We start from the raw sequence: 16,923 nt of genomic DNA on the forward strand, positions 1-16,923 counted from the left end.
TACTTAGGGTAGGTATATGAGACGCGCGAAAATTGTGGCAACTTTCGGCCCGGCAATCTCCAGCTACGACAACACTCTCGCAGTGCTGGAAGCCGGCGTTGACGTTGCCCGCATGAACATGAGCCACGGCGACTACTCCGTGCACGACAACACCTACGAGAATGTCCGCAAGGCTGCGGCGCAACTGCACAAGCCCGTAGCCATCATGGCTGACCTCCAGGGTCCCAAGATCCGCCTCGGCCGCTTTGTCGATGGTCCGCACGAGCTGTCTGTCGGCGATACCTTCACCATCACCACCGAAGACGTCCCGGGCACCAAGGACATCTGCTCCACCACCCTGAAGAGCCTCACCGAAGACGTCAACGTGGGCGACGCCCTCCTGATCGACGATGGCAAGGTTGCCCTTCGCGCCATCGAGGTTGACGACGTCAAGGTTGTCGCCACGGTGACCGTCGGTGGCTGGGTGTCCAACAACAAGGGCATCAACCTGCCCGGTGTTGCCGTCAACGTCCCCGCTCTGAGCGAAAAGGACGAGGATGACCTCCGTTGGGCCCTCAAGCGTGGCGTGGACCTGGTTGCCTTGTCCTTCGTCCGTGACGCCTCCGACATCAAGCGCGTCCACGAAATCATGGACGAAGATGGCCGCCGCGTTCCGGTGATCGCCAAGATCGAAAAGCCCCAGGCCGTGGACCAGCTCCACGAAATCATCGATGCGTTCGACGCCATCATGGTTGCCCGTGGCGACCTCGGCGTTGAGCTCCCGCTCGAAGAAGTCCCGATCGTCCAGAAGCGCGCCATTGAACTGGCACGCCGCTGGGCCAAGCCCGTTATCGTGGCAACGCAGGTCCTGGAATCCATGATCGACAACCCGCGTCCGACGCGTGCCGAGGCTTCTGACTGCGCAAACGCTGTTCTCGACGGCGCCGACGCTGTCATGCTGTCCGGCGAAACCTCAGTTGGTCAGTACCCCATCGAAACCGTCAAGGTCATGGCCCGGATCATCGAGTCCACCGAAGAACACGGCCTCGAGCGCGTCCCCCCGCTGGGCACCAAGCCCAAGACCCGTGGTGGCGCCATCACCCGTGCCGCCGTCGAAATCGCCGACCAGCTGGACGCAAAGTACATCTGTACCTTCACCCAGTCCGGTGACTCGGCACGCCGTTTGTCGCGTCTGCGTCCGGTCAAGCCGGTCTTCGCGTTCACGCCGGTTGAGCACGTGTGGAACCAGCTGGCCCTCACTTGGGGTATCCAGCCGGTTCTGGTTCCCTCCGTGGGCCACACAGACGAAATGACCGCACAGGTTGACCGCAGCCTCCTGGACATGAAGATCGTCGATGAAGGCGACCTGGTTGTCATCGCTGCCGGTTCCCCTCCCGGACAGGCCGGTTCCACGAACTCGCTGAAGGTCCACAAGGTGGGCGACCTCGCCGACACGTCCAAGGTTGACGCGTCGCGCAAGGAACCTGTGGGCCCGTGGCCTGAAAAGAAGAGCAAGACCAGGGCATAGTCCCCTCGTTTTGAAAGTGGGCCCCGCCGGTTGGCGGGGCCCACTTTGTTTTGTCTTTAGAGAGGGTACGACGGCGGCCGGTCACCTTTCGCGTAGGTGACCGGCCGCCGTCGTTTGCTGCTTGGTGCTAGTTGACCTGGTTGATGATCGTTTCAGCAACCTCACGCATGCTCAGTCGACGGTCCATGGACGTCTTCTGAATCCAGCGGAAGGCCTCCGGCTCGGTGAGGCCCATCTTGGTGGTGAGAAGGCTCTTGGCGCGCTCCACGAGCTTGCGTGTGGCGAACTGCTCCTGGAGGTCGGACACCTCGTTTTCGAGGGCCTTGATCTCCTCGTGGCGGGAGAGTGCGATCTCAATGGCCGGGATGAGGTCAGCTGGCGTAAACGGCTTCACAACGTAGGCCATGGCACCGGCGTCGCGGGCGCGCTCCACGAGTTCCTTCTGGCTGAAAGCAGTCAACAGGACAACGGGGGCGATGCGGGCCTTGACGATCTTCTCTGCCGCAGAGATGCCATCCATGACGGGCATCTTCACATCCATGAGGACGAGGTCCGGCTTCAGTTCTTCGGCCAGCTGCACGGCCTTCTCGCCGTTGTCTGCCTCGCCGACGACGTCGTACCCTTCGCCCTTCAGGATCTCGATAATGTCCAAGCGGATGAGGGTCTCATCCTCGGCTACGACGACGCGTCGGGCCGGCTGGGCTGCGGGTGTGGACTCCGTCTGTTCGGTCACGGGATCTCCTTGAAAAGGTTCGGCGGGTTCATGTCCATCTTAGTGTGGACCGCTGCGGCACATGATTTTGTTGCACTCGCGCGCCCGGTTCTTTGATTTAGCCTATCTGCATGTAGAGTAGTTTCGCGTGCTGGGAAAGGATCGCGTTGCTCACAGGAATGAGGGCAGTCAGCGAGAATTAACTTCCCGGTAATCCGCGCCCGAGTGGCGGAATTGGCAGACGCGCCGCACTCAAAATGCGGTATCGAAAGGTGTGTGGGTTCGAGTCCCACCTCGGGCACTGTATTGTCGCAGGTCAGGGGCCTATATGGCCCCTGACTGTTGACAAAACCCCCAAATCTGTTGACACGGATCTAGCATTGTTATGTGGCTAGTATCCGGAAACGCGTCAAAAAGGACGGCACTTCGTCCTTCATGGTGGTCTGGCGCGACCCCAAAGTCCGGAAGCAGCAGGGCATCACCGTCGACTCCGCGCATGAGGCTGAAACCCTGAAACGCTTGCTCGATGCGAACGGTCAGTCTTTCGAAATCGCCCAGCAGGCCCTCCTGGACAACAGGGCGAAGATACCGACGGTTGGCGAAGTCATTCAGGAGCACATCGACCTTCTGATCCGGCCGTCGAGCGGGACCGTGAAGACCTATCAGACGATGCTTGATCTCCACGTGAAGAAGGTCATTGGCCACGTGCCCGTCGACAAGCTGGATTATCGGATGATCGCCTATTGGGTGAAATCGATGATGGCCAAAGGGCGCTCACCGAAGACGATCAAGAATGTGCATGGGCTGATCTCTGCGTCGATGAACACAGCAGAGATGCTGGGTTACATCGCTCGCAATCCTTGCCGCGGCGTGCAGCTGCCGAGCGTCGAAAAGGCCGAGGACGAGATGATGTTCCTCACCCACGCCGAGTTCGGATTGATCATGGACGGCATGGGGGAGCGGTACAAGGACTTCACCAACTTCCTGGTGATGACCGGCACCCGCTTTGGGGAGGCCACGGCGCTGACTGTCGCTGACATTGACTTGTTAGGAAAACCGGCCACGGCTCGGATCAACAAGGCGTGGAAGCGGGATGGGCAGAACCAGTTTTACATCGGCCCGACAAAGACTGGGGCCGGTAAGAGGACTATCGGGCTGAATCCCGCGCTGGTTGACCTGCTGATTCCGTTGGTGGCCGGGCGCCCGAGCAGTGAACTGCTTTTCACGACGCCGAAGGGGGAACGGATCGTGCACAAGTTGTTCTGGCACCACTACTGGGTGCCTGCAGTGAAAGCAGCCCAGAACCGGGGCATGCGGAAGAATCCACGTATTCACGACTTACGGCACACACATGCTTCGTGGCTGATCCAGGATGGTGTCCCTATCTTCACGATTTCACGTCGGTTGGGGCATGCGTCGACTCGGACTACAGAGGGCGTTTACGGTCACCTGATGCCGGAGGCTCTCCAGGCTGGGGCGGATGCCACAGAGCGGTCGGTGTCGGCGTTCATGCAGTAAGACTGTCGGTCCTTTTGCTCGCTCACGAGACGAGGCGATTTCGGGCTCTTGTGCCGATTAGTCGGGTGCCGGTTGCGCCGCCGCCTGCAGCCGTCGCTGGGTTTCCACTGGGCAAGATTTCGCTCAGTCTTGCTATCTCTGCGATGTGCTCAGATGTGAAGACAATCTTGCCCTTGCCCCAACAAGCGTGCGGGAACCGTCCAGCAGCAGCGCCGTCCCGCAGCCATCCTTCGCTGCAGCGCATGAGTGCTGCAGCTTCCGCAGGTTCGAAGAATTCCAAGTCCATGTGAGTCCGCCCATTCGGTTTGCCGGCCGTGACAGTTCATTTCAGAGTTCTTGGCATCGGACATGATGGAACGGAAAAATATGTTTTGCGCGGTGACTGTGGCCCCCTCCGAGGTCACCACACCCCCCATTCCATGTTCAGCAGCCGACCAGGAAGAAAGGCCACCTCTAGCGAAGATCATGTTCAGACGTATGAAAGGGAAAGTTGGCAAATAGGCCCTCACACAGGCCCAAGTCCTAAGAGATAACGGTGGGCTTGGTCGACGGCTTCAGCGTCCAAAAATGTATCGTTCTTCAAAGGAGGCGTCACTGTGAGATCACGTAGATCCGCGACAAGAACTAACTGCACATCGGCTAGGAGCGTCAATATGGACAGAATCAGTCGGTCCATCATGGGACCGGGGTCAGCATAGAAGCGGCCACCGTCTGTGGTCTGAATAGACCATTCGTCTGGATCCGCTGTTTGCGAGGCAGTTTCTGCGATTTCCTTTCCTTCGCTAGGTGGGATTTCGATCCAAGTGGCTACGACTCGGTGCCTCTCGCTCACAGCTATGGATTCCAGACCTTCAGCATGGATCGTATTTCTGAGAAGACGCAGCGTGGTCAATACAAACTCGTGCTCGGGATGTTCGTAGTATGCACTCCAAAGTTGGGATGCGCGGAGTTTTAGCTCTTTCGCCCAGTCCTTCCTTTGCCAAGCGACCAGGTACATGGGTACAGGCAGCTGATAGATCGTGTTCGCGAGCCGCGCCGTTGCGTCGATAGCACCCATTAGTGACGTGAGAAGTGCTTCGTAAAGTGCAAGCATGTCTTCAGCAGTGTCAATGTCCTGTGGGCGGCATATCAGCTGCCAGATCTGATCTCGCCGCTCGATGCTGCGGCTCATTCGGCGAAATGCAGCAGCGGCGAGACGAACCGCTTCCGGCTCTTTGCGGTCAGCTGCCAGGAGTTGACTCCGGCGGAGAATCTCTATTTGGTGAGGAAGGAACAGAGAGACAGAAGACTCGTAGAACATCGTCTTGTTGGAATCGACTGTGATCTGCGGAAAGATCGCCCGCGAGTACTCGCCGCGGGAGCGGAGGAACAGTCCCCCTATCGATATAGCGTCCGCCACGTCGACAATCGTGAGCCCGCGCACGAAGGTAGAGCGCAGTGAGTGCAGCCCCTGACGGCGGGTGATAAGGATGTCGGCACCTATTTCCTCCGCTGCAGCAACCATAAGTGCTTCTGGCGTGTACTCCATGGCGAGGCCCTCGTTGCGCATCTCCGCAATCCCGCGTGCAATGGCGGCTACGATGTCGCCGCTTAGTGCAGAGGAACGAACGGACTTGCCGTTGCTCCGGAGAACACCATGCGAGCGAAAAGGGCTGGTTTCCTCGTCTCGGGTCACCTTCAGCCATCCCACGGGAGCCGAGCCCCAGAAATTCGAGTCTAAGGTCTGCGCCGACGCAGGCACTCCTTCGTCGGAGAAGCGATAGACCTCGATGGCTTCATGCCCCAAGAGTCCGGCCAGCAGAGCCGAGTCGTCCGCGCCAAGATCCACTGTGTCTACGTCCAAGACCACGAGAAGGTGACGAGCGACACTGTCGTCAAAAAGGCCTCCAATTGGTGGAGCCTGATTCTGGTAAGCGCGTAAAGCAATCATTGCTTCATTGTTCAGCACCCATCGACTCAATCATGCGCACACACGGTGATCGACGGAGATCGGCTGTGTCCCTCCGCACTTGGCGCCATTCGCACAGACACCGGGGATTGCCTCACTGCGGGGGACACGATCGAAGCCGCCAGTGGTTCGAGAATTGGCTGGGCCAATCATCCGCCGGTCTTAGTGGTTTGGCCTGAGGTGATGACGCAATCCTCCGGAGGGCCGCTGGGGGCGTTCAGGGACGGACACGTTCTCCGACGCTGTGGCCGGGATCGAAGTGCTCCCGTACGGGCGCTACAGCCTTCACTCCAATCTGGGCCCGCGAACTGATCACGCCTCTGGACATGTCCAGAGCATGAGAGTTCAATGGTTTTGAGGGTTCGCAGCGGCTCAGCAAAGATTGATCTGCATTGGGCTTCCAGCGAATCGAAAGAGACGCATCACTGGGGATGCTCATGAACAACAACCCATATCCCTCACGACAATCGCCGGCCGAACGCGCCGCGAACGCCTTCTATTCTTTGGCGCTTCCGACCCACCTGAACCTGGAACGACTCGTAGAAGTGGTCGAAGGTGTCAGACATCGGCCGATACAGATTGAAGCTGCCGGAGCTCTGAATGGCGGTTCGATTTGCGGCTTGTGGCTGTCCACGGACGAAGTTGAAATCATCTTGCATGCTATTAGTCCTTCTGGGCTGCACCGGCAACAGTTCGTTCTGCACGAACTCGGGCACATGGTCTTCACGACGAAATAGTCGTCCCAGCGGACTACATAGGAGTCCTGTTCCCGAACCTTCCGGTGGGACTGGTGTCTCGTGTGTTGGCCCGGAGCAGCTTCACTGATGACTTGGAAGCGGCCGCGGAATCGCTTGCGGATCTGTTCGCAGCAGCCATCAGGAACAGCGCCAGGGAGCCAAGATCGTTCGAGAGGGTTTTCGAATGATCCAGATTGTGGCCGCAGCACTGATTTGGTTACTCGTCGTTTGCCTCCTGCCAGGAATGTGGCGACGACGTGATCACAGCGTGCTAACGGCGGCCATCACGATTTCGGTAGCACTGACGCTGAACATCGATTCGGTCTACCTTGGCATCGATTCTCTCGTGGACGGTCGTAATTTCGTTGACCTTTTGGCCAATGTCTCGATGGTCGTTGGGATCTACTTTCTCTCGAGAGCAATCATTCGCGCGGCGACGCCGGACGAGACGGTCGAGAAACGAGACAGTGCTGGCATGGTTCTCTTGGTCGTGGTGACAATGGGCCTTGTAGCCAGCTTCAGTGCCATCGTCACCCAGGGCAGTTCGACTCGTTTCATGCTGGATTTCGGTGATCAGTGGTCTGCCGCCCTCTACTCGTCCATCCAGTTCGTATATATCGGCTACGTGGTTAGCGTCACCGGTGTTACGTGTTTCCGATTTCGTGGCGACATGTTAAGGCCCTACTTTCGCACGGCATTTACGTGCATTGGGGTTGGCTGTAGTTTTGCCGTTCTCCTTGTATTGCTAGTGCTGGTAATGGACATTCTGCATTTGCAAGGGCGCCTGGATGCTATGCGTGCGGTCTCGCCTATTTACGATGCAGCGGTCGTTGCCGCAATGGCATTCCTCTGCGTCGGTCTCGCTATCCCGCCTGTGGCACGTCGAGTTCTCCGCCACAGGCAATCCGCGACCGAGGAGGAGCTAGTAAAAGGCCTGACGAAAATCTGGGACAAGACAACAAAGAAGCGGCAAGACGTTCGGCTCGTGCGAGACACCGAAGTGATCAGCCAACAGGACCGGGCCCAAAGACTCCATAGAATGCTTGTTGAAGTACAGGACGCACTGTTGGTCGAGCCGGGTCTAGGCAGCTCCTTGGACATCCATGACCTCAATGTCTTGAACGCTGCTGAGAATTACCTGGCGGGACCGATCGTGCGCCAAGTTCCAGTTCGTCGACGGAAGGGGGAGCGGGCGACATGACGGATGATGCCACTTCCTCCGAAACTCCTCAGACCAGATTGGCGCGAAAGCTCAACCTCCTTCTTGACCTCTATGAGGCCGCGGGGTCAGAGGCGTTGACCTACCCAGAGATCAATCGGCATATGAGTCAGCGTGGGACGCCGCTTTCCCGCTCCCGCTGGGCCTACATGCGCAGCGGGGATAGCTCATTGGCGACCGATCCCCAGCTGCTGCGTAACCTTGCAGAGTTCTTTGGAGTGGACCGTGATTACCTCTTGGACGATGCCAGTGAGATACCAAGGGTTGTAGACGCTCAGCTGGAACTTCTTCGTGCCCTGCGTGAGTCACGTGTGCGGAACTTCGCCGCTCGTCAGTTGCAGGGGATCTCTCCGGAAACCCTGGTGAAGCTCCGCCAAGTGATCGACGAACGCAAGAGGGCCAAGGGGGTCGGCGATGCCGACAGCAACCAGTCGTAGGGCTTTGGAGGTAGGAGGTCTTGCTGTATTCGGGGTTTTGCTTGCAGGCGTCGCCGGTGCAGCGTACTTCGCTCGTCAAGTCGTCGTGCCAAAATACAGCCGTCGTGAGAGTTTGCAAGTTCGGTCCGTGCACACCGACGGAGACGGATCTCTAGAAATCGAACTTCCCGATACGGAACAAACGAGGGCACCGGGACGATACAGCTTTTGGTTTGAGCAGGGGACAGGCCACGCTTGCCTCGGACCGGTCGTTGACTCCCACCCCGACCGAAACACAGTGGTCCGGGTGGTTGAGCGAGTGGAATCGGTGGACCTCAAACAAGCCAAGGCAGGTATTTGGAGTGGGTACGTTTACTCGAAACCGGAGCAACTTGGTATGCCGTACCAAGACGTTGAGATTCCAGTCGACAACGGTGTCGCCCCAGCATGGAGATTTGACCTGCCCGCCGGTGACGAGGCGCAAACGACCTGGGCTATCCATATCCACGGCATGGGCGGTAAGCGGGCAGGCACTCTTCGCGGCATCCCGGTCGCAAGACGCCTGGGACTGACGTCGCTGGTAGTCTCGTTCCGCAACGACGGCGACGCCCCGCCGTCTTACGATGGCCGCTACAGCCTCGGCCAAGGCGAGTGGCGCGACGTCGAGGCCGCCATCAACTACGCCATTAGCAAAGGCGCTGAACGCATTATCCTTTTTGGATGGTCACTTGGCGCGGCCATCGCCCTTCAAGCAACGGCCCTGTCGCAGAGCTCGTCACGAATAGCCGGGATGGTTCTCGACGCGCCCGTCTTCGACTGGCGAACCACACTGGCTGCGAATGCCAAGGCTGCAGGGTTGCCTCGGCCGCTCGTGCATTTGGGCTTCAGCATTCTTCGATCCAAGGCCCTCCGATGGGTGACCGGCCTTGGTGAACCCATCTGTCTCGATTCCCTGGACTGGCTGACGCGAGCAGCCGAACTGAAAAAGCCGATATTGGTCCTTCATGGGGAGAAAGACGACACAACACCCTTCGAAGCATCCAAGAAAGCTGCCAGCCTGAGGCCAGACCTCATCAGGTTGGTGGAGTTTGAAGCTGACGGGCACTCTTTGGAGTGGAATGTCGACCCCGAAAAATGGGAGCGATCGGTCGAGGAGTGGTTCCACAGTCTCCCGTTGGCCTGCGCTAGTCCTGAATAAGCGGCAGAGCAATCGTAGGGGGTACTTGTACTGAGTACTGGGCCGCTAGGTCCATGAGCTGGCACTCGACGAGTGAGACATCAGCGGAGTAACTCTGGTCGGCCAAAGCCTGAACGTAACCGGCCGACTCAAGGACGAGGAGATGACGCCGAACCGTTGCTCGCGAAGCCTGAAGTCCTGACGCCAACACGCCAGGGGAGGATGGTCCGCTTCTGATAAGGAAGCGAAGGATCTGGCTCCGTGTTCGGTTCATCAAGATGGATGTCGACATTCAAACCACGGCTCAGGATTGTGGAGGATGCTTGCTGTAGACGGGTCTACAGCATCAGGATACGCCTCATGCAGGCAGAGGAACAGATTCAATGCGCAGTCGATTGTTTAGTCACTGCGCTCGCGGAATACTGATGGCAATGCATCAGCATTTTCATCGAACGAGGCAGCCGGGAAGGTGGAGCATGCCGGCACGAGACGCGAGCCGCAACGGCGAATTGTCACCGCAGGCCACTCTCGCCCGCCGACTAAACCTGCTGCTCGATGTCGTCGTGGCCGAGAGGGGTTCGCCCGTCACTTTCAGGGAGATTGAGGCCGGCCTCAGAGCTCGAGGAGTCAAGATCTCCAGAGCCAGATGGTTCTACATGAAGGATGGGACAGGGCGCCTGGTTAGTGACCCGGAGCTGCTCGCCGCTATTTGCGAGATGTTCGACGTCGATCCCTCCTATCTGCTGAACGGCGTCGAAGGCGACATCCCAGAACGCATCGATTCGCAGTTGGAGTTTGTGAAGTCTTTGAGGGCCGCGCGGGTGAAGTCATTCGCCGCTAGGACGCTCGGTGATGTCTCACCGGAAACGCTGCGCGCGATCTCCGAGTATCTAAATAAGGACATCGGCTTGCATCCGAATGGCGAGCGGGCGGCAGCTACTCCTCCAGGACATACCGAAGATGGGCGTCCAGTAACTCCTTGATGCGGGCAGGATTGGCCGAGTAACGGGGGGAGCGGCCATGGCGCCGTCCGGCTTCCACATCGACCTCAATCGCCCCGACCTGCTCCAGTGCGATGAGATGTTTGGCGACGCTGGGCTCGCCGGCGCTGACAGCTGCGACAATGTCCCCCCTGGACGCAGGACCGTTTGCCGTCAAGAACCTCAGAATCTCGTTCCGCGAGCGGTTTCCGAACGTCGCCACGGCGTCTTCGACGTCGGGTGACCAGGCGTCGTCGTGAGGCTGCGTGATCCGTGGCATGCCTCCATTCTTGCTGAACAACATGGAAAAAGTAAGAACTGGAGTCTTGACGATACTTTAATTATCTTTGACAATATTTGTTAGAAGCTTGTGTTGTGGTCAGATCGCTACTAGCCACGTCGAGTCGCCCCATCTGGTGACGCTGAAGATATTCGAATCCGTTAGTCGAAGCGGTGAGAGCCATGAGCCTGGAACACCTGGCGGGCAACGCTGACATAAAGAACTCAAACCCATCCCCAGTGGACATTTCGCTGCTGAGTCCGGTGACACCCACCCTGACAGTACCCATCGACCAAATGATGGGAGCAGTCGAAGGCGTGCGACGGTACGTCGTCTCGCACCTGGCTCGGATCGGCCGCTCATGCGACGTAGACGATGTCATGCAAGACATCAGGGTGGCCGTGTGGGATGGGGTGACACGCGGAAACTACCGACAGATCGCTGGAGTTCCGTTCGAGGCCTGGGTGCAAGGCGTCACTGGGAATGTCTGCGCCGCGCACGTCCGCCGGGAACTCGGCCACAAGACGCTGCCGCTGCTTTTGGATCCGGGCAACGGTGAGAGCTCGGACATTCTCCAGCAGCTAACGGTGCTGGTTGTGTCCCGTGATTGCCGAGAAGCCGAGGAGATCATCGATCAAGAATGGGCGCACATGGTTCTGGGACTGACTCGGGCCGCTGTGTCAGCTACGGTGTGGCGCCTCGCAGTGGGCAGCCTTACCGAGCCGCGACGATACGCCCCTCCGTCGCCGCAAGACCGTCGCCGCTGGAATGCGGTCACCGCGGTTCGGCAGACTGCAAAGACAATAAGCCAAGCGTTGGATGTAGATCCTGAAGCTGTGCACGACATGCCCGGTCTCTGCCGGCACGCCGTTGGTTGTCTGCCGAGTCCGCTGCTGCGGGGAGTGGCAGAAGCAATCGTTCTGCCCGAACATCACGGCGTCGAACGGCAGGTTGCCATAGCCGCGGTTGCCCAGGAGTTCAAAGTGACTGATCGATATGTGGCAGTTCAAGTCGGTACTGCCCGTCGCCTATATCAAACGGCATGGCGAGTCATTCGCAGCTCTATGACCTCGACAGTTTGAGTCATGTTGCCCATTTGTATGCCGAGCCATGAACAGGCCTAGGAGGCGAACATGGCTGAATCTGCATTGCGAGGGCGAGCAACTCGTCGATGGATCTTTTGCCTAGCATTGGCGATAATCCTCGGCGCACTCCTTCTTCTCCTAGTTGGACCGCGAGAGTCGCCGTCAACGAAAGGGACGGGTGCCCCATCGGCAGAGCCTCAAACGCATACGTCTCGGCCGAGCATTTCCCCGACGAATGCGCCGAAACCAACGACGTCAGTTCCACTCTCTAAGGCGCCGGCGTCCGTTCCGCCTGTCACGGCCGATTATCGCGCGCTTGCTTCCGCGGCCGCCGTGGCTATCTATAGCTGGGACACCCGAAGTTCGTCCTATTCGGATGTGTACGCTCGAATTCGGGGTTGGTGGTTCGTCCTCCCTGACGGATCAAATCCACTGGCGGTCCTGGTCCAGGAGTTTGAGGCAACGGGCATAAACGCGGGGTCCTTCGCTTCGCTTGCGGGCCAAGGTGCCTACAGGGTAGCAACGTTCGAATCCATCGCATGCGACAACGAACTCGTAAAAGTTCGTGAACGTCCGGCTCCGTGGCTGGGGCTTCATGTCTGCACGGTTCGACTCAAGGTCGTTGACCAGACAGTCAGTAGCAGCAATTCATACACAGCGCCGGTCAGTGTCATGGCCAATTGCCCGCCGGCAGCGACCGCGCCGCCTGATCGATGCCAAATGGTCGGTTTCTACGCATCGACTAGCAGGATCGTCTACTGATGGCGCATCCGGCTTTGGTGATGGCCGTAGCCAGGCGCCGAACGCTCGTTCGGACTGCAACCGCCGTCGTTCTCGTCATCGTGCTTTCTCTGGGTGTTGTCGTCAGTGCTGTCGCTTTAGCCCTTGCGGGCGACAAGCCGGAATCACCTGTCGGGTGCGTCTCAAGCGGCGGCGTTGTCACACAAAGCGTCCTCGAGAACAGTGGCTCTAGGCCGGATGGCCAAGCCGTTGGACTCTCCGCAGGACAGATTGCTGTGGCCCAGGGGTACATTTCCGTCGGGAAGAAACTTGGCCTTCCTCGTGGGGCGATGGTGATCGCAATAATGATGTCTCTTCAGGAGTCGACCCTCAGGATGCTCGCCAACGCGAATGTCCCTGCGTCGTTTCAGTTTCCTCATGACGGGGTCGGGAGCGACCACGACTCAGTAGGCTCGGCACAGCAGCGGCCAGCGGCCGGATGGGGAACCGTTGCGGAGCTGATGGATCTTTCTTACAACGCACGAGCATTCTATGGAGGGCCGTCTGGACCGAATCACGGTAGTCCTCGAGGTTTGCTGGATGTGCCAGGCTGGTCGGCCATGAGCAAAGGGCAAGCTGCCCAAGCCGTCCAAGTCTCAGCGTTCCCAGAGCTCTATGCTCGATGGGAACCACAGGCGGCGGCCATCGTGGATCTGCTTCAGGGTGTTGCCCCCGCCCCGACGTGCGAGGCAGTGGAGAGCGGCCGGCCAGATTCGGTCTCTGCAGAGGGTCTGCCTCAAATCCGACAGGACATTCTGCGCTTCACCCAAGCTGGTGTAGGCGGCACCTATATCTGGGGTGGTACGGCTTTCAAAGCCTGGGACTGTTCCGGCTTTGTGCAATGGATTTATCGTCAAGTTGGAATCGAACTGCCACGAGTAGAGCAGTGGCGAGTTGGACGAATGACGGCCAGGCCACAAATCGGGGACCTTGTAGTGCAGAACCCTCAGGGTCCCTACAACTGGGGGCATGTAGGCATCTACGCGGGTGACGGGATGATGTACAGCGCACTCAACCCTTCAGCGGGAACCTTGTTGCATCCGATCGACTGGAATCCGGGTACGGCCTATTTCGACCTTTTAGTGAAATAGGCTAGGCCGAAACCGTGCCAGTTCAAGGTCAGACGCGATGTGCTCTTTCCTTCGAGTGACATAAGCGACACGCATCCCACCGCCGTGTCCCTGGCGAAAGTTAGGGGATGGGTGTCATGGACCTGCCGCGCCGCATGCCTTAGCAGCGGCCGTTCAGACGGAACTGTCTCCACCCTTCCCGGACTTGAGAGTTGGTGCGAGCTCTGGCGATCTTCAGGCCGTGCCTATGCATCACGGGCGAGATGGGTTGACGACCCCAGTCCCAGCGGGTCACCAGGTCGAGGCTATACCAGGTGTCTGCCTACGACGTCGCGAATGCCGTCGGCCCCTACCGGTACAGCGATCCCGGCGTTCCGTCCGAAAGCCGTGCGGAAGGTCGAGACACCGTGCCGGCTCCTGCTGTCGAGGCGCTGAACTTCTACCTGGGCACCAGCGGTGCCGATGTGGTGCTGGGCCTGGAACCGGTCGGAGGCGCTTCGTGCAGTCCAACGTCTCGCTTTCTGCAGATGGGCGGGGATGGCCAGCGTGCTGCTCAACCGATGAGCGGGCAGCCGATGTGGACCCTTATGGTGGCTGAGCTGGCAGGCCTCCGGGGAGTAATGCCACATTTCTTGCTGCTGCCGTTCGTCTTTCAATGTCAGGCTTAAGACGGAGGGCCCGCTTGGTCTCTTAGGCAGCGAGTTGGAAAAACGTCCTGCGAGCCGAGTTGCGCTCCGGCGCCTACGCGCCACGGGAGTTCGTCTCGATCTGACCCATTTCAAACTCTGCCGGAGCGGACGTTCTTCCAGAGAGTTTCACCAGGAAGTTCTCCGAATTGTTGTCGGTAGACGTTAGCGAAGCGTCCAAGGTGCTGAAATCCCCATCGGCGGGCAATTGATGCCACAGTATGTTCATGCGGATTCGTGATTAGTAGGTCTGCGCGAACCCTGGCGAGCCGCACGTTCCGCAGGTAGGCCATCGGTGCGATGTCCAGGTACCGCTGAAAACCGTCCTCGAGGGAGCGCACGCTGACATGGGCGCGAGCAGCCAGGTCGCCAACGGTATTGACTGCCATAGGATCGCTGTCAATGAGCTCTCTGACTACACTGATCGCTGTGGGTGGGGCAGGTTTTCCGCGGTCAGTGATGGCGTCCGAGTAGTTGTGGGGCTGGGATACCAGAAGCGAAGTCGCCAAAAGTTCAGACAGAACGGATGCAGTCTTCGGCTCCGCAGCCAAACCGGCGGGGTCACGGGACTCCGCCTGCAGCATCTGGAGAGCACGAATTAGAGAGGAGCTTCGCGTCCGAGTCGGGTCCAAGTCTAGTTGAAATCGAATCCCAGTTGACGGTGCCTTACCGGTCAATTGTGTGAGCATTCGGTCAAGCAGGGCGCGGTCCACTCGCAACGACACCAACTCAGCGTCCGGACTCCAGTTCTCAAAATACGAGATCTGTTCCGGGTCGATGACGGCGCCTCTCAGGCTGGTGACAATCTGGCTACTACGGCCCGATCGGATCTCAAGGGCGCCATGCGGTGCGAAGCAAACGACATATATCGACGGCGGTGGTGCGGTCACGCTCACGTCGCTGCCGAAGCGGATCCGGCCCAGATTGATGCCCGGTAATTCAGCCACGCGGAGCTTGAAGGAGAAATCAACCAGGCCCTTTTTAACGACCAAAGTTGAACGCGCATAGGTTCTCTCGATGGCTTGTTGGGCCTCGTCCGGATTGACAGTGCTATAAAATCGACCTCCCGTACGGTGAAGCCAGCTCAAGCCGGGCTGCTGGGATATATCCTCCACTTGCCTTGCCCTTCCGATACAGTCAAGAGCATGCGTGGAGCCCCGTCCACCGCCCTTTGGCCGGATAATACCACGATGGTCCGGTAACCGGACCATCGCAGCAGAATATGCCAAGCCGAAAAGTTCTAAGCCCGCGCTGGAGGTGAACCAGTAACCACTTCCCGTGAATCACGGTCCAACAATTGTCGAGGCCCCCGGGTCACCAGCCTCAGAACTAGTCAAATCAGATCAAACAAGAATGCGTGACTGGTCGCCTCCACCGGCACCACACGATCTACTGCAGCCACCATCAGCCAGCGGAGTATGGACAGCCTGCCGGATCGGGAGCTTTCAAAGCCGGACATTCGCATTTTGGATTCAGCTGGGGCAGGGGTTTGGGCGGTCAGGTTGCGGGGATGTCGATGAGGGGTTCGAGGTTGGCGGTGCCGCCGCATTCTTTTGCGAGGACGGGCATGATTTCTTCGGCGAAGATGTGCATCTGTTCTTTTACTTCGTCTCCGGTCAGGCCTGGGGTTTCGAAGATCGGCAGGACGAGGTAGTCCTCAAAGCCGGCCTGGTAATCGGCCATCAATCCATCGATAACCTGTTGCACGCTGCCGTGCAGCATCAGCCCGTTCTGGTCGAAGAACTCGCCGGTCATCCGCGCTCCGGCCGGGATGTGGACGCCGCTGATAAGGGACTCGGCAATGTAGTTCGGGAAGTGGTAAAGCCCAGCACGTTTCTCGGGGGTGGGATCGCCTACGTGAATGAACCGCAGGAAGGAGACGCCGCGTTTCCTGGCCGAGTCCCAGCCGAATTTGAATTCGCCACCGTTGTTCCGGTCAGGCCAGCCGGCCTGTTCGGATTCAGTGTGGTAGGCGTCGAGCACTTCTTTGACCTGGTCGCCTCCGGCGCCGAGGTGACATACGTTATAGCCTCGCCTCGCGGCCGAACGCACGGAAGCGGTGCTCAATGCCGTCTGCCAGACTTGGGGGTACGGGGTCTGCAGGGGCTGCGGGTAAACGGACAGTTCCTTCAGGTAGGCCTGGCCATCCCGCACTTCGATGACGTCTTCCAGGCTTCGTTCCAGGCCGGGCTGGGAGAAGTAGGCTTCGGTGATGCGTGAAGGCCATGTCAGCCACTTGGGCGGCACCGACAGGAAGGACCCGTGGTAGGAGAAGGACGGTTCGGTCCAGGCCTTGAGGATGATTTCCATGGCCTCATCGAAGAGCGCGTCGCTGCGGTACCGGTCCACGTCTGAGGAGCCGTATGCCTGGCTGAACGGTTCTGTTTCCCGGGTTCCGCCTCCCCTTCCGACGCCGAATTCCAGCCGTCCTCCAGAAAGTACGTCCAGGTAGCCCGCTTGCTCAGCGAGGCGCAGTGGGTGATGCCGCTGCAGGATATTGGCCATCTGTCCGATGCGGATCTTCGATGTTTTCATCGCGATCGCGGCACCGGCCTGGAGCGGATTTGGCGAGAACTCGGCGCCCTCGGGCTGAAAATGGTGCTCGGTGAGCCAGAAGTAGTGGAATCCCAATTCTTCTGCGAGGACGGCTTGTTCGATCTGCTGGACGGCTACGCGTTGGTAGGACCGGTGGATCGCGGCCATGTCCGCGCTGGGGAAAGTGACATTCCGGTCCCCGGCGCTAGTAGTCATCGGCAAATCAGTTCCGCCGTTGTGGAGGCAGGAAAACTCAATCATGACGTTCCTTTC

15 protein-coding genes and 1 tRNA gene are annotated in these 16,923 nt (G+C 58.9%); 11 read left to right on the plus strand and 5 right to left on the minus strand.

Annotation, left to right across the window (positions count from 1 at the left end; translation table 11 throughout):
• Positions 1-16 precede the first annotated feature (16 nt).
• Positions 17-1,507, plus strand: coding sequence for a pyruvate kinase (gene pyk, locus LDN82_RS09390; RefSeq protein ID WP_224167134.1), 1,491 nt, complete (start codon positions 17-19; stop codon positions 1,505-1,507).
• Positions 1,508-1,634: 127 nt separating this feature from the next.
• Here pyk and LDN82_RS09395 read toward each other — a convergent pair whose 3' ends face one another.
• A complete protein-coding gene (locus tag LDN82_RS09395; protein WP_216923235.1) occupies positions 1,635-2,240 on the minus strand; it encodes a response regulator in 606 nt (201 codons plus the stop codon).
• 198 nt (positions 2,241-2,438) lie between these two features.
• Between LDN82_RS09395 and LDN82_RS09400 the strand changes: the two genes are divergently transcribed.
• Together LDN82_RS09400 and LDN82_RS09405 are read left to right on the plus strand one after the other, a co-directional pair.
• Positions 2,439-2,520, plus strand: a tRNA-Leu gene (locus LDN82_RS09400).
• Positions 2,521-2,654: 134 nt separating this feature from the next.
• Complete coding sequence (locus tag LDN82_RS09405; protein WP_224167135.1) at positions 2,655-3,737, plus strand: site-specific integrase; 1,083 nt, start codon at positions 2,655-2,657, stop codon at positions 3,735-3,737.
• A gap of 505 nt (positions 3,738-4,242) precedes the next feature.
• Here LDN82_RS09405 and LDN82_RS09410 read toward each other — a convergent pair.
• On the minus strand, positions 4,243-5,685 hold the full coding sequence (locus LDN82_RS09410) for a hypothetical protein (protein ID WP_224167136.1): 1,443 nt from the start codon (positions 5,683-5,685) through the stop codon (positions 4,243-4,245).
• 437 nt (positions 5,686-6,122) lie between these two features.
• On the opposite strand from LDN82_RS09410, the gene LDN82_RS09415 reads away from it, so the two are divergent.
• The 5 genes from LDN82_RS09415 (at position 6,123) to LDN82_RS09440 (ending at position 10,217) form a co-directional block, all read left to right on the plus strand.
• The gene (locus tag LDN82_RS09415; RefSeq protein WP_224167137.1) at positions 6,123-6,422 is read left to right on the plus strand and encodes a hypothetical protein; all 300 of its coding nucleotides are present in this window, start codon (positions 6,123-6,125) and stop codon (positions 6,420-6,422) included.
• Between the two features lie 184 nt (positions 6,423-6,606).
• Complete coding sequence (locus tag LDN82_RS09420; protein ID WP_224167138.1) at positions 6,607-7,623, plus strand: hypothetical protein; 1,017 nt, start codon at positions 6,607-6,609, stop codon at positions 7,621-7,623.
• Positions 7,620-8,078 carry a hypothetical protein gene (locus LDN82_RS09425; protein WP_224167139.1) on the plus strand — a complete coding sequence of 153 codons (459 nt, stop codon included), beginning with the start codon at positions 7,620-7,622 and terminating at the stop codon, positions 8,076-8,078. Before LDN82_RS09420 ends, LDN82_RS09425 begins: the two co-directional genes overlap by 4 nt.
• Before the next feature lie 376 nt (positions 8,079-8,454).
• Positions 8,455-9,255, plus strand: a complete 801-nt coding sequence (locus LDN82_RS09430; RefSeq protein WP_224167140.1) for an alpha/beta fold hydrolase — start codon at positions 8,455-8,457, stop codon at positions 9,253-9,255.
• 455 nt (positions 9,256-9,710) lie between these two features.
• Positions 9,711-10,217: a hypothetical protein gene (locus tag LDN82_RS09440; RefSeq protein WP_224167142.1), complete on the plus strand. Its 507-nt coding sequence runs from the start codon at positions 9,711-9,713 to the stop codon at positions 10,215-10,217.
• On the opposite strand, the gene LDN82_RS09445 is transcribed toward LDN82_RS09440, so the two are convergent.
• On the minus strand, positions 10,171-10,494 hold the full coding sequence (locus LDN82_RS09445) for a helix-turn-helix transcriptional regulator (RefSeq protein ID WP_091466822.1): 324 nt from the start codon (positions 10,492-10,494) through the stop codon (positions 10,171-10,173). The two genes, LDN82_RS09440 and LDN82_RS09445, sit on opposite strands and share 47 nt — an antisense overlap.
• Positions 10,495-10,676: 182 nt before the next feature.
• Here LDN82_RS09445 and LDN82_RS09450 point away from each other — a divergent pair, with 182 nt between their 5' ends.
• From LDN82_RS09450 to LDN82_RS09460, 3 genes are all read left to right on the plus strand, one after another.
• Positions 10,677-11,576: a sigma factor gene (locus tag LDN82_RS09450; RefSeq protein ID WP_224167143.1), complete on the plus strand. Its 900-nt coding sequence runs from the start codon at positions 10,677-10,679 to the stop codon at positions 11,574-11,576.
• 1,343 nt (positions 11,577-12,919) lie between these two features.
• Complete coding sequence (locus LDN82_RS09455; protein WP_224167144.1) at positions 12,920-13,450, plus strand: C40 family peptidase; 531 nt, start codon at positions 12,920-12,922, stop codon at positions 13,448-13,450.
• Between the two features lie 293 nt (positions 13,451-13,743).
• Positions 13,744-14,097 carry a hypothetical protein gene (locus tag LDN82_RS09460; RefSeq protein ID WP_224167145.1) on the plus strand — a complete coding sequence of 118 codons (354 nt, stop codon included), beginning with the start codon at positions 13,744-13,746 and terminating at the stop codon, positions 14,095-14,097.
• Between the two features lie 110 nt (positions 14,098-14,207).
• Here LDN82_RS09460 and LDN82_RS09465 read toward each other — a convergent pair whose 3' ends face one another.
• Together LDN82_RS09465 and LDN82_RS09470 are read right to left on the minus strand one after the other, a co-directional pair.
• Entirely contained in the window at positions 14,208-15,230 is a 1,023-nt protein-coding gene (locus LDN82_RS09465) for an AraC family transcriptional regulator (RefSeq protein ID WP_224167146.1), read from the minus strand.
• Positions 15,231-15,612: 382 nt separating this feature from the next.
• Complete coding sequence (locus LDN82_RS09470; protein ID WP_224167147.1) at positions 15,613-16,911, minus strand: LLM class flavin-dependent oxidoreductase; 1,299 nt, start codon at positions 16,909-16,911, stop codon at positions 15,613-15,615.
• Between the last annotated feature and the right edge of the window lie 12 nt (positions 16,912-16,923).

The organism is Arthrobacter sp. StoSoilA2 (genome assembly GCF_019977195.1).
Taxonomy (GTDB): Bacteria; Actinomycetota; Actinomycetes; order Actinomycetales; family Micrococcaceae; genus Arthrobacter.

Bases quoted from the DNA above. Each gene is read 5' to 3' on its own strand.
- pyk (WP_224167134.1), top strand. From the start codon at position 17: ATGAGACGCGCGAAAATTGTGGCAACTTTCGGCCCGGCAATCTCCAGC.
- LDN82_RS09405 (WP_224167135.1), top strand. From the start codon at position 2,655: ATGGTGGTCTGGCGCGACCCCAAAGTCCGGAAGCAGCAGGGCATCACC.
- LDN82_RS09415 (WP_224167137.1), top strand. From the start codon at position 6,123: ATGAACAACAACCCATATCCCTCACGACAATCGCCGGCCGAACGCGCC.
- LDN82_RS09420 (WP_224167138.1), top strand. From the start codon at position 6,607: ATGATCCAGATTGTGGCCGCAGCACTGATTTGGTTACTCGTCGTTTGC.
- LDN82_RS09425 (WP_224167139.1), top strand. From the start codon at position 7,620: ATGACGGATGATGCCACTTCCTCCGAAACTCCTCAGACCAGATTGGCG.
- LDN82_RS09430 (WP_224167140.1), top strand. From the start codon at position 8,455: ATGCCGTACCAAGACGTTGAGATTCCAGTCGACAACGGTGTCGCCCCA.
- LDN82_RS09440 (WP_224167142.1), top strand. From the start codon at position 9,711: ATGCCGGCACGAGACGCGAGCCGCAACGGCGAATTGTCACCGCAGGCC.
- LDN82_RS09445 (WP_091466822.1), bottom strand. From the start codon at position 10,494: ATGCCACGGATCACGCAGCCTCACGACGACGCCTGGTCACCCGACGTC.
- LDN82_RS09450 (WP_224167143.1), top strand. From the start codon at position 10,677: ATGAGCCTGGAACACCTGGCGGGCAACGCTGACATAAAGAACTCAAAC.
- LDN82_RS09455 (WP_224167144.1), top strand. From the start codon at position 12,920: ATGAGCAAAGGGCAAGCTGCCCAAGCCGTCCAAGTCTCAGCGTTCCCA.
- LDN82_RS09470 (WP_224167147.1), bottom strand. From the start codon at position 16,911: ATGATTGAGTTTTCCTGCCTCCACAACGGCGGAACTGATTTGCCGATG.